General features: G+C 41.7%; 6 protein-coding genes and 1 tRNA gene. 2 read left to right on the top strand and 5 right to left on the bottom strand.

Annotation, left to right across the window (positions count from 1 at the left end; genetic code table 11):
* From CXF61_RS04705 to CXF61_RS04685, 5 genes are all read right to left on the bottom strand, one after another.
* On the bottom strand, positions 1-389 hold a 389-nt coding region (locus CXF61_RS04705; RefSeq protein WP_165597347.1), incomplete at its 3' end, for a hypothetical protein.
* A 166-nt stretch (positions 390-555) separates the two neighbouring features.
* A complete protein-coding gene (locus CXF61_RS04700; RefSeq protein ID WP_165597346.1) occupies positions 556-2,022 on the bottom strand; it encodes a tyrosine-type recombinase/integrase in 1,467 nt (488 codons plus the stop codon).
* A 212-nt stretch (positions 2,023-2,234) separates the two neighbouring features.
* Positions 2,235-2,310 (bottom strand) — tRNA-Arg (locus tag CXF61_RS04695).
* A gap of 73 nt (positions 2,311-2,383) precedes the next feature.
* Entirely contained in the window at positions 2,384-3,190 is an 807-nt protein-coding gene (locus CXF61_RS04690; protein WP_165597345.1) for a hypothetical protein, read from the bottom strand.
* Positions 3,191-3,256: 66 nt separating this feature from the next.
* Positions 3,257-3,784 carry a hypothetical protein gene (locus CXF61_RS04685; RefSeq protein WP_165597344.1) on the bottom strand — a complete coding sequence of 176 codons (528 nt, stop codon included), beginning with the start codon at positions 3,782-3,784 and terminating at the stop codon, positions 3,257-3,259.
* A 434-nt stretch (positions 3,785-4,218) separates the two neighbouring features.
* On the opposite strand from CXF61_RS04685, the gene CXF61_RS04680 reads away from it, so the two are divergent.
* Complete coding sequence (locus tag CXF61_RS04680) at positions 4,219-8,727, top strand: exodeoxyribonuclease V subunit gamma (protein WP_165597343.1); 4,509 nt, start codon at positions 4,219-4,221, stop codon at positions 8,725-8,727.
* 248 nt (positions 8,728-8,975) lie between these two features.
* Positions 8,976-13,502, top strand: a complete 4,527-nt coding sequence (locus CXF61_RS04675) for a UvrD-helicase domain-containing protein (protein WP_165597342.1) — start codon at positions 8,976-8,978, stop codon at positions 13,500-13,502.
* Positions 13,503-13,554: the final 52 nt, after the last annotated feature.

Here is a 13,554-nt window from a genome sequence, read left to right as displayed (position 1 = left end):
TAACGATTCAGTAGGTAGGTTGATTTATTCTCTCCAGTAGCGATACATTCCTCTAAATATATACTAGGTAAAGAGTAATCTTTAAAAGCATCAATATCGAACTCGAAATTTTCCTTATAGTAACTAAAAGCCTTTTGTTCTATACCACTCAAAAAAACAATATTATTGTTTTTTTCTAAATCAGAACATGTGCTATGTTTTAAGATGCTTTCAGCAATGTTTAAATTTGTAGGTACACTGAGAATTTTCTCGATTGCAATATTCAAACTAGTGTTTTTAGTAGACAAGATGCTAATAATTTTTTTCAAAGCATGTATCTCTGTATCGCGATTTATCTCTTGTTGCGCACTAGATTCATCTTTAATACTAGAGGAGTTATTAGTAGTCATGGTTTTATACATCTTATTTTTAAGTAAAATTGGAAACGTGGCTTTAATATCTTTGATAGATTAACTTTAAAATAGTAAACAGTATTATTTAAAATGAGATGGAGTCACGTCTTCAAGTAATATAATGTTTGGACGTTTAAAGCTGATAAATAGTATTAGCTAAATACTATTTCATAAAACTCACAAGCTGTTCTAATAAGTCATCGGGAATACCTTGCTCTTGTAAGCTCTTTATTAAAATATCTTTATCATGCAAAGCTATATCAGTAGTTTGCTCATTACGGCTACTCATTTCTTTCTTCAGCTCATCAGGAGTTAGTAGGTCAAAATTAACAGCGGTACCAGCTCGTAGGTTATCTAGATGATTTGCCCACTGGTTCATCATCATCTGCCGTTCTGCTAGATGTGCAGACAAATCATAGCGCTTTTTAACACTGGATTGTTCAAGATGAGCTAATTGTATTTCTATAAGGTTTTGACTAAATTGCAACTCGTATAATCCAGTGCTGGCAAGCTGCCTAAAACCATGCCCCGTCATTTTAGGGTAGGGGTCGCCCGTATATCCCATACGCTTTAATGCCTGATTGAACCAGACATCGCTATAAGGTTTACTACGCTCAAAATTGTAAAACACATATCCTGTTTTTTCTGTTAAAGGTCTCATACGTTCTATAATGACCATCGCTTGTGGTGACAAGGGAATAATGTGATCTTGACGCATTTTCATCTTATGCGCTGGGATACGCCAAACATTTTTATGATAATCAATCTCTGACCACTCAAAAAACCTTAGCTCTTTTGTTCTAACAAAGCATAGCGTCATCAGCTGCATACCAGCGATAGTCTGTTGATGGGCATTTGGATTATCTGCACCGTATTGGTCAATGTTACGCAGCAGCTTGGGGAATTGATGTTGCTCGATCGCTTTCATACGCTCAGGCTTATGAGGTCTTAATGCTTTGTTGCGACCATAAGCGATGTTGATGATATCGTATCCTAGTGTATTGATAGCATACTCAAAAACTGAGCTGATCAAGGCAACGCACTTGTGCGAAGTATCAGTTGTCCACTTCCCCCGTTCTTCAAAATAGGTTTGGATTGCTAATCCAGTTTTGATGACGTCTTGAGCCGTGATGGAGGCGATAGGGTAGTCGCCTATATGCGGCGTAATATGCTTATCTAAATAGTTATGTAGTTTTTGAACATTCTTGGGTGTAGTGCTAGATCTTTCGTTAATATAGCTCTTAGCGATAACTCTGAATAAATCTTTTTGCTCAAAGTTGTTTTTTTCATGATTTTTGTGTTCTGTAGGATCAACGCCATCACTGAGGAGTGCCTGAGCTTTATCACGTGCCAGCCGTGCCTCTTTCAGCGACACTTCTGGTTTAAATGTAGAGTCAATGGCTTGTTTGGCTGGCTTGTAGATTCCTATTTGATAGGTTTTTTGTTTAGGCTTAAGGTCTTTATCAGATTGATAGCGATAAGTCATCTGCCAAAATAGTGAGGCATTTGGATGTTGTATCAGATATAAATTGTTGCCATCACCATGGCGTGTAACTTTGATAGGCGTGGATTGTTTGGCGATTGCTTTCACGCCAGCGTCAGTTAATCGGTAGTCTTGTTTTCTCGTCATGGCTTATACCTCAAGGCGCTCGGAGGTTTAACAACAACCTCACTGCATAATTAACAACAAAAAATGACGTTGTATATTATTTAACAACGCATTTAACAACATTGTAGAGGTGCTAGTAGGTAATGACAAGTGTTTAATAAAGACTGATAGCTATGTATGATAGGTGTTTAAAGGGCTTGAGGTAATGCGAGGTTATGTCTAAATACAATGATTGGTGCGCCCACCAAGACTCGAACTCGGATCGATCGCTTAGGAGGCAACTGCTCTATCCTGTTGAGCTATAGGCGCATTATGGAGTGACATTGTAGAAAAAAGCAGTCATAAAAGCAATCAACAAAAGACAAATAGAGACAATTTATCTTTACTCACCATTGCTAAGCGCGTCAGTGACATCTACAGCATGATCACCTGATGCATTTTTTGCCTGTGAGGTTGGTTTAAATAAGTCATTTACACTGTTCTTATAACCACTAATGTTCTCATAATCATATTTTTTTAGTATATCTTGACCTGTGCTCGATAGTAAAAAATTACGGAAGTTAATAGCAGTTGTATCGTCTGTCAGGATGACACCTTCAAGCGCCTGTTCATCTTTTAGCGCATAGTTAAAGGGGTTTAGAGTGTGTATCTTTTTATCTTTATCATGCGTACTATTATCACTATTTTTATCAGATGCATCATTTATACCAACATCCTCAGTACTTTTCTGACTTTGACCATTTCTATCTTGTGCCTGTTGCAATTCTGACTGTAGGAGTGATACCCGTTCTGTAGATAGGCTATCGTCATTGGTAATAATCATATCTGTATCAAAGACAAAGTCAGAGAGCTTGTCTTTGGTAGAACTACTACTTGGTACTGTAAGAAGGTCGTTAGAGGGGACATAGCTCGCTAACACTTGTACGTGAGGATAACGAGATTCAAAGCTCACAATGATATCGTCCAAAGGTATCTGTAACTTCTCCTCTGCTCGAATGTATAACACAATGTCAGCAATCTCTCTTGATTCATCACCTTTCGTACTAGGGTCTGCTTCACTTTCACTTGCCATGATTGGCAATGGGTCTGTGTTTTTTTGATTACTGGTCCACAACCAAATGAAGACCGCGATAAAGATTGTGAGCAGTAGCAAGATTAGCCCAGCCAGCAGTAGTTTGTAGTCTTTCATATATTACTGCTCTTTTATTATTAGTTGATTCATAGCAAAGTTTATATACAGGGTGGTATCTAGTTTTCAAAGCTTTTGTTCTAGTACTTCATCGGTTAATTCAGCCAACATGTCTGCAAAGATATCCGTGTCTGCAGAAGGGGTAGATACTTGTTCTTCATTAACCTCACCACTTTCATCAGTATGGCCATTGGTTTGGCAATCTGTTAGAGGATCAGATTGGTCGTTTAATACCTTGGCAGCAGGTGTAGTAGTTTGATGCGCTGCTAACGGCGATTCACCGGTTAATAGTCTGTCTTTTAACCATCTAAACCCATGTGCCTCCCACCATGCTTCAAAACGTGGCAACGTGCTACTACGTACCGCTACAGGTAGATCTAGCGTTCTCAATTTCTGCGCAAGGATAGGGTCGCTGATAGCTTGATGGATGCTCAAATAAAGTGAGCTACTATCATCGGTATAGGGTCGTCTGTTTTTCCATGATCTCTCATCGATTTTCATACGTGGCAGTTGCCACAACTCACCGCGATAATACACGACGTATAAGCGTTGTTTTGGATGGACAAAAATAGCATCAATGGGACGCAATGGCATAATATTAAGTAATCCCGTCAATAGAAAGTGTTATTTAGATACAGGTTGTGAAGGCCAATTTAGAAACCGCAATGAGATTATTTCATTGTAAATATGAATGATAGTATAAAACGACACTAAATGTCGCAAGCTTATTATAATATCGGCATTTACACTAGTAAACGATAACCATCAATGGCACACTGATAGCAAATTTGGCAAGTCAACGTTATCAATGGATATGTAGAATTTGCTACTATGATGCATTTCTGGCCCTCATGCTAGCAGAAATGCATCATAGTAACGACCATCAAACATGGATTAATGAGTATCGATTTTTGTTTTGTCTGGACGTTTTATAGCGTTTTTGACATTGGATACAGACATCTCATCATAAGTGAAGCCTTTTTTATTAATCCTAATATCTCACCTTTATTGCAATCAGATTATTGTCTATGTTCACTATTATTCAGTCGCACCGTACCGAAAACCTCGTTGATCAATTGCTTGTACAGTACCAGTCCAAGGATCAGCCTGTTTTTGAGCCTTTTATTGTCATTGTACCGTCAATGGTATTGGGTGATTGGTTGGATAAAACTATTGCTAGCCGTGCTGGTATTAGTACCTTGGTGCGTACTAAATTTTGGGGCCAGTATCAATGGACGCTGATGCAAGATGTATTGACCCGCCATAGTGCATACTTACTGGCGCAAAACCCTGAAGCGACAACTCTAAACGTGCCGGAAGTGGCGGTGTTGTCACCGACAGTAATGCAGTGGCGATTGTTTGGGTATTTGACTTATTATCAAGAGACAATCGTTGCAGATGAAAAGCATCCAGTTCATCCATTGTTAGCGTCTTTGATTGATGACCCACAGGCAATTGCTCAACAAGACAGCTTACAACAGGATAAGGCGCAACAAGATGCCCGTATTTGGCAGCTGGCAAGCGATTTGGCTAGGGTGTTTAACCGCTATTTGACTCATCGTGAGGATTGGTTGGCATTATGGTCGCAAAATAAGCCGTTGAACGTAAGTGAGTTGATAGCAGATAAAGACGCCTTATCCCTGCGCTTTGATAAGTATGCGCGCGGCACGCCTGAGTGGTTGGTCGACCATTATGTAGAGTTAGAAATCGCCCAACGATTCTTGTGGTCGCATTTGTTTGCTGATGTTCATCTACACCGTGTGGCACTGGAGCGTGCGTTCTGGTCAGCCTTAAAAAATAACAAGGCGAATGAGCGTGATCAGTTGCCCAAAGTACTGCGTATATTTACCATTCAGCAACTGCCACAGACCGAGTTAGACTTTCTACAGAGTCTGTCGCAATACATGAATATCACGCTATTGCATTACAATCCATCAAAGCTGTTTTGGGCAGATATCGTTGATAAATCATGGTTACAACGCCAGCAGATTATCAACCCTGAGAGTGTGTTTTTGCGTGATTATGGTCACAGCTTGCTATCGCGTTTGGGCAAGCAGTCGCGCGATGCGTTTGCGATGCTTGCCAATTTATCAGGTAATGAGCAATACAACGATGCGCTAGTCGAATGGCAAGATAATTTTGATAATGGTGTAGATAATGTGCTCGGTCATTACGATTATGAAAGCATAGATGCTGCTGATGACGCTGTCAGTACTCAAGATGCCCAAGGTAACCTGAGCTTATTAAAACGTTTGCAAAATGATGTATTGATGCTTGATGAGCAATCGACCCAGCAAGCAACGGCTGCTACAGTCTCACAAGCGATAAGTAAGCAGATAGAGTCAAGTCTTGATGAAGAAAAGCCAGCAACGGCTTGGTATGAAGATGAAGCGTTAGAGAATAAGCGTTTTGAGAAAGACCGTTTTTGGGCAATCTCTTCCCAAGATAATAGCCTAAGCATTCATTCGTGTCATAGTTTGCAGCGTCAGCTTGAAGTGCTGCGTATTATGATTGGTCGTTGGCTAAATGAACCTATCAAACTTGGTGAAAAGAAACGCCATATCTCTGACATTGTTGTGCTGCTACCCGATGTTGAACGTCATCATGCACTGATTGGTTCTATTTTCGTCAATGGTAAAGGTCAAGACGGTTTGACTTTGCCTGCTAAAGTGACTGGTGTTGTTGATGCCGATATTCGCCAGTTATGGGAAGCCATTATCGGTTTTTACAAACTATTGGGTAGTCATAGCGCTCGTTTTGAAGCAGCTGAAGTCTTAGACTGGCTCATGTTACCGCCATTGTTTGAAAGCTTTGGACTGACTCATGAGCAAATGAGCCGTGGCTGTGATTTGTTGGTAGAGGCGGGCTTTATTCGCGGTTTTGACGAGCTGCATCTTAAACAAACGTTGGACAGTAATGACTATGACTATCGCTTTAGCTTTGCACAGGCGTTAGACAGATTGACCTTAGGTTTGGTCATGCCAGAGGCTGGGTTGAGCGACTGCTTATATGATCTAAATGACGATGAATGGCCAAGCACTGCGTTACCAGAAATGACCTTACCGTTACCACAAGTGAGCCTAAATGATGCGTTGATTGTTGAAGCGCTTTGCCGCATTTATACTGGTTTGGTCGCACGTCGTGATGACCATACACAAAAAATGAAAGCGGAAGATTGGCTCGATCAGATTGAGACACAAGTTATCCATCGCTACTTTGGTGATGTGGATCAAACGCGTACCATGCGCGCCATCTACAACGCGATGAATGGCTTTAAATCAAGTCTGCGAGCCAATCGTCACTATAGGCAGTACGCTAGTGGTGATGTCGACAACAGAGAAGTGGAGCAAAGGCTGGCAGGTGTGGAGCAATTGCCGCTTAAGCTGAGCTTTATGCTAGACAGTATCGAAAACGAGCTTGAAAGTCAGCAGGTCAGTGCGGAGCCGACTGGGGTGATTACCTTTGGTCGATTTGGTGCACTAAGAAACGTGCCATTTGAGCTGGTGGTGATGCTCAATATGGACCTCTCTGAGTTTCCTGGGCGTGACCGTGATAACCGCTATGATTTGATGAAAGCGACCAATGCACGCCGCGGTGACAGAGTCAGTGAAGATGATGACAATGGCGCATTTTTAGATGCGCTACTGTGCGCGCGCAGTGCATGCTGGATGTTCTATAACGGTCAAAGCTTGACGGACACCCATGAGCATTTGCCAGCCAATCCAGTGAGTGAGCTATTGCAGTTTTTGCAAGGCGAGGTGCAATGGCAGGTAAACTCGCTTGAGACATTACCTGAGAATATTGACCCCACCACCGAAAGCCTCAAGCGCTATTTGCCTAAATTGATTAAACAGTGGTTGGTGACTGAGCATCCTGCACTACCTTTTCATGAGAGTCTGTTTGAGACAGAAATTGAAGGTGCTAATGTTTTTGAGCAAGCGTCTCCTGATATTGATGGCAATGCTAATGCCAACGTTAATCCCAACATTGATATCAATGCTCAAGATACCAGCCCTGTCGATATGATTGACGAGCTGGATGCTTTATTAAATACAGCCATGCGCAGAACCAAGCTGGCTCAGAAAAAGCAGTTTCCGCCTGCGCCGCTTTGGCAAGCGGTGTTTGACACATTAAAAGGTCGAGTATCTAGTGAGCATAAAGAGTTGGTGGGCTTACCTACGAAGGCGCAGTATGAGTCAATCGCTCAGGTGCTTGGCCAAGGCTTGGGTCAGCTAGGTCAAGTAGACAATCAAACCTTGTTTGCATTGGTCGAACTATTGGCGCTAGATATAGCTGTTGATGCTAGCGACGTCAGTGGTATGACAGAGGTGCTATCCGATAGTATATTTAACATCGGAGAGATAGATATTGAAGGGGCATTGGCTTACCAAGTGCGCCATCCTGCCAAAGCGTTCTTACGGTCTCAAAAGGTGCATGTGGTACAAGGTGAAGAAGCACTATCACATCAAGAGCCGCTATTCTTAGACAGTTTAACTACCTATCAAATCAAAGATCATTTGATTAAACAGTTGGTTGCTGATGAGAATAAGAAAAATGATAGTAATGCAGCGGATGAAACTACCACTCCAATTCTGATGTATCAAAAAATTATGCCCGCTGGTGTCGCTCGCCAAACCACGCTACCCAATCAACAGAAGAAACTGCAACAGCAATGTTTAGAGTTCAAAGAGCAGTTAATGGCTAATGGCTTTGACGAAAGCAGTATTCTCAACGAGAGTACGGCAGATATCAGTAGTGTATTACAGCTACTGACCCCAACCGCCGAATATCCTGTTCAGATAGAGCTAAAAAATATACTGAATAACACTGATAATGATTCAAAAGACCAGACAGATATAGAGGGTGCAGAGACACTGCTTAAACTGTTGCCAAAAATCATTAAGATCAAAGGCTCAGTACCAATATTAGCACCCATATCAATTATTCAGGCGGGCGTGCCTTATGCTCAGCAATCACCCAAGCAGTGGTTAAACATATTACCCAATTCTGCCAGTCCTAGGCATTTGCTCAAGTTTTGGTTGTCACATTTGTATTGGCAAGTGGCCAGACGTACCACTGCCGAGCAAGTAGCATTAAATGATGGCGTGAGTATTTGGCGCTTTAATAAGCCCAGCTCACAAGTCAAAAAGTATGACAAAGTAATAGCATTTAAACTAAGCCCGATCGTGTATGAAGACGCAATAATTGAGCTAATAAAATGGGCTGTTTTTGGTAAGTTAACGGGTCAAGTGCCCATTACATTATTACCAGAATATGCACTTAATTACCTTGATAAGTATCTAAAGCCTGAAGAAGGTGACGGTAATAGCTATTGGCCAAAACGAGCCGACTTCTCAGACTGGTTAAGACCTAACTACAACTCAGACACGGTATACGATACTTGCTCGCAGCATGCTATTTGGCAGTACGTACTACGAGACCAAAATGCATTCAAAGCGCTATCGGCAGCGTTGACTACATTAGCCCAACCACTGTATGAGCCGATGTTTAATGCGTTAACTAACTTAGATAGTTAGCCAGTTATTTAGAACAGCCTCTAATTAGTTTTTGCTATTTTGTTCTAGGGCGTGTCTTCATTTCAAAAATGGTGATAAAAATGAGATAAATTGCCGTCAAACGAGGAAAATAGTGCCGATAATATCGGGATATTAACCAGCTATTTGACGATGTTTGGCAAAATTTAGCTGTTTTTAGCCCATTTAGATAACTATCGAGTGAATTAAAGACACGCCCTAATAAATAATAATTAAAAGTATGCGCCCATATGACAGACCTTAGCGATCCAACCAATACCATTGACTTGTCTACACAACCGAATTTATTTGATGAATATTCAGATGAGCTGCCTTTGTCTGCTGTACCTGAACGTAAAAATGATGTCATACCAGCAGTCGACGTCGATCTAACGGGCAAGCACCTAATTGAAGCCTCAGCGGGTACGGGTAAGACTTGGACGTTGACCGGTATTGTACTGCGCCTACTGATTGAAGCGCGACGTGCACCAGAGCAAATCATTGCCACGACTTTTACACGAGCCGCCGCTGCTGAAATGCGTCAACGTATTCATGATCGTTTGGTAGATTTTTATCAGCTATTACAATGGGTTAATAGCCTAAGTGCTGATACTAGCAATAAAGAGAGTCTCTATCCCAATATATTGCAAGTCTTGCCTGAAAGTAATAAAGACACACAGGCAGGCAATGGTTCAAGTACTAATGCAGACGCTGAAACAGATATTGACGATTTAAATCAAGACCTTGCTACTGATAAGCAAGCGGCGGCAGAGAAACGTAAACAAGCAAAAAAAGACCGCGAAGATTGGCTGGTTAATCAGGCCAAATATGTGCGCTTAGATGGCATCATGCAAGATCCTATTAACCTGCATCTTGTCGGCTATTTGCTAGATCACGTGTACAGTTATCCAATGGCGGAAGCTATCAGGCGTACTGCATTGGTACTAACCACCTTGGATAAGCTATTTGTAGGTACGCTCGATAGCTTGGCGCAAAAATGGTTGACGGAGTACAGTAGCGAAACTGGTCACCAGCAGGGTATGGGGATTATTGAAGACAGCAGTATTGAACAAGTTACCGATAGTATTGTTCATGATGAGCTGCGTCAGTTTCAGAGCCGCTTATACTATGAGCAGCCTAAACTTTACGCGCTGATGGATCAGCAGGGTAAGCTGTCTGCAGTGGGTGATCATAAAAAGTATGTGACTCGCTCGCTTAATTTTATCTCTGCGCCGATTGATGAGATTTTGGCAAGTGATTTTTCGTTTGATGGTTATGAGCGGCTTATACATAATATTATTGAACGTAGCGATGAGCTTGATATTTTCTTTAGACCTGAGGGTGAGTACTATGAAGTGCCAAAAGGACAATTATTTAATAATAGAGATACTTGGCCAAAAATAATCGAAACATTACAGGATTTTGGATCAGCCGCTTATAAGTTTGTATCTGATAAAAAGAAGAAAACAAGCAAGTTAATTGAGGCTTTTCAAAAAACTGACAATATTGGTAATCAATTTCGTGTTCCTCAAGATGGCAAAAGAATTAATTTAATATTCAACGAGTTGCAGGTCGTGCGTGACTTTAAACGATATATTGAACAAAGTAAAAAGTTGGACGAATACATAATAACTGTCTTAGCCAATCTTAACCGTCATATTGTGCTGGCTGTGCGTAATAGACTACCAGTAATTTTAGAAGAGCGCGGCGAGACGACCTTTAGTTTGCAGATGGTACGCTTAAACCAAGCATTGACTGGCCGCCAAGGAGATAAGCTGGCGCGTTATATTCGTCATCACTATCCTGTGGCGCTGATTGACGAGTCGCAAGATATCAATGGCGAGCAAGCCATTATGATTGAAAGCATCTACTTGCCAAAGAATAAACGTAAACAGTCGGACAGTGACAAGCAAGCAACCACCAAGAAAACCAATAATGAGTTTCTGCTATTGGTTGGTGATCCCAAACAGGCTATTTATGGGTTTCGTGGCGGTGATGTGGCCAACTATAACTATATGAAAGCCCAGTTTGACAAAAGTGCCTTTTGGACACTTGATATCAATCGCCGTTCTAATGCCGGTGTGATTAACGCATTGAACTGCTGGTTTGGCATGGCTAATGCCTCAACTGCTGAAAATAAACTGTCGCAGTTGGGTACTGGTATTCACTACCAACATATCAAAGCAGCAAAACCAGAATATGAGCTGTCTTGGTTTAATGCGTCAGATAGGCTGGATGATGTACTGGTGACAGAAGTGCTTTCTGCTCAGCCCGTGAGCTTATTGCATCTGCCTTATGACAAGGAAAAAGAGTTTGATTACGATGAACATGAGATAACAGCTCGCCATATAGCCACTTTGCTTAATAGTGGTCAGACACTCAAAGGTAAGCCGATTCAGCCCAGTGATATTGGGGTGCTGGCACGTGCCAAAAAAGATCTGAAGCGAGTTGAAGACGAGCTAGTAAAACTTAATGTGCCGACTTTGACCACCAGTGACGTCAGCATCTTTGAGACTATTATGGCAGAAGATGTGGCAGCATTGCTGAGTGCCATGCTATACCCATATCGTCATGACATGATTAATCGGGTATTGACCAGTCATCTATATGGACTGAGTATCAAAAACATCAAAGCCATGATGACGGACCATGAGTCAGGCGTTACCGAGGGTAGCCGTACGCCAAGCGCCCATTCAAACCGTTCTAATTCGAAAGACCTCTCAGCGAATGAAGCTACTGATACTAAGAAAAGCTATCAAGACTTTATCACTTATCTAAAAGAAGGTGCACAGCGTTGGCAGCACTTTGGTATATTATCGGCGCTACATTATTTATTAGATAAAAGCCCTGTACAGCCGCAAGGCGTTTGGCAAGCCATAGCCGCGCATCCAGAAGGTGATCGCCATATCATGGACTTGCGTCATGTAATGGACATCTTGGCGCAGTATGGTCTAGGTATGGGTGAGCATGAGCTACTGGCTTGGTTCAGGCAGCATATAGATGCAGCGCCTAACAGTGACTGGGCTAAGCAATATCCGCTACCGACAGAGTCTGGTGTGCAATTGATGACTATTCATAAGTCAAAAGGGCTTGAGTTCCCTATTGTCTATGTATTGGGAATGGGTGATGCCAGTAGGAAGTCTGGGAATAAGGAAGACTATGGGCTGTATCTATATAACGCGCAACAAGCGCCCTCAGAGCTAGTGCGGCAGTCGATAGAAGTACAGCAGTCGACAGATAATCAATCGGGTAATCAGCGCCGCTTCTCACCATTGCAAGGCTCTGCTACTGTCGAGGATTATTATACTGATATCGAGACACAAGAAGGCTTTGATGAGATAAGACGGCTTGGCTATGTGGCATTTACTCGAGCTAGTGAGCAGCTTTATATTGTGCTACGAGATCCGAGTAACAAGACAGGGTTTGAGCTAAAGCCAGTGTTTTATTGGTTTGAATCGCCAGAAGCAAAGTTCGAGCTACCTGATAGGCTCAAAGGCATTGTAGGCATGCTTAGAAGTCATAAGGTTAATGAGTTCTATGACAATAATTACGCAAACAAAACTGCTAATTCAACAGACGTAAATGACAGTGCTCAACTGGCTACTACCAAATCAAATGCTCATAAGCCTACGACAGAAGCTATTGAGTACGCGCCATTTTCTGAGGTGATGAAAACCAATTATTTTTATGGTTGGGCTAAGACTAGCTTTACCGCTTTGGCACGTCAGCTAGATGAATCTACACAAGCAATGGCGATAGTGGATGAGCGTATTGATGATGCGATAGAGATTGATATGACGGAGTCTTCAGTTTCGAATATCTCTTTACTTAATAACGACGAGTCTCTCGAACAAGACAGTGAACTAAGCCTCAAGTTAGAAGATGATATCCGTTTTACCTTTGTAAAAGGCGCCAATGCCGGTACGTTTTTACATGAGATATTTGAACAAATTGATTTCACTAATAAAGCCCAGTGGCCTCAGGTTATTGATAGAGCGATTAGTAGCTATCAATTGCCGCTTATATATAGCAGTGCTGAACAACAGAGCCGCAGATCACAAGGCAAGAAACAAAGAAATAGTGATGGGTTTGATCTTGAGTCAATAGATACAACGAAGCATGAGGCGTTAATCAATTGGATTGAAGAAGTGCTGCATGCGCCACTGTTGGCTTCCAATCAACCCTTGATTGCTCTTGATAAAGGTAAACGATTTGCCGAGTTAGAGTTCAACATGGGGCTGTCAGAGAATTTCAAAGCACAGGATATTAGTCAACTTTTTCAACAGTATTTACCTGACGAGACAGATAAACACGTCACCCTAGTGCCACAGAATAAAGCGCATCTGTATCGTTATTTGCGTGGTGAGATTGACTTGGTGTATGAGCATGCTGGCAAGTATTATGTGGTCGATTATAAGAGTAACTTTCTAGGAAATAGCCTAAGCGATTATAATGAAAATACGCTTAAGCAAGCAATGTCCAAAGCAGGGTATTGGCTACAAGCAGCGATTTATCAAGTAGCATTGCATCGGTTCCTTGCTATGAGGATCAGTGATTATACGGGTAACGAAGATAAATACTTAGGCGCTGTAGAGTACGTGTTTTTACGCGGTGTGTATGACCCGAATGCTCAGGCAGCTACTATGCCTACATCGCAAGATGTGGTTCAGTCTAATCACGATAGCTTGAGCAGTAATAGTTGCTATGGATTGGTTACTTGGGATATTCCCATTGCATTCATTAAAGGTCTAGATGCATTGTTTGGCCTACCGGATTAATAAACCTTATATAGCAACTAGGTAGATAAAAATTGTTATAGCAGTTAATAAG

Source organism: Psychrobacter sp. 4Dc, assembly GCF_002836715.1.
Taxonomy (GTDB): Bacteria; Pseudomonadota; Gammaproteobacteria; order Pseudomonadales; family Moraxellaceae; genus Psychrobacter.
Note: the sequence above shows the minus strand (reverse complement) of the source record. Positions and strands in the feature narration are given on the sequence as shown.

What these genes read in the sequence shown, in the direction of transcription:
- CXF61_RS04675 (WP_165597342.1), top strand. Translation starts at nt 8,976, where the DNA reads ATGACAGACCTTAGCGATCCAACCAATACCATTGACTTGTCTACACAA.
- CXF61_RS04685 (WP_165597344.1), bottom strand. Translation starts at nt 3,784, where the DNA reads ATGCCATTGCGTCCCATTGATGCTATTTTTGTCCATCCAAAACAACGC.
- CXF61_RS04680 (WP_165597343.1), top strand. Translation starts at nt 4,219, where the DNA reads ATGTTCACTATTATTCAGTCGCACCGTACCGAAAACCTCGTTGATCAA.
- CXF61_RS04700 (WP_165597346.1), bottom strand. Translation starts at nt 2,022, where the DNA reads ATGACGAGAAAACAAGACTACCGATTAACTGACGCTGGCGTGAAAGCA.
- CXF61_RS04690 (WP_165597345.1), bottom strand. Translation starts at nt 3,190, where the DNA reads ATGAAAGACTACAAACTACTGCTGGCTGGGCTAATCTTGCTACTGCTC.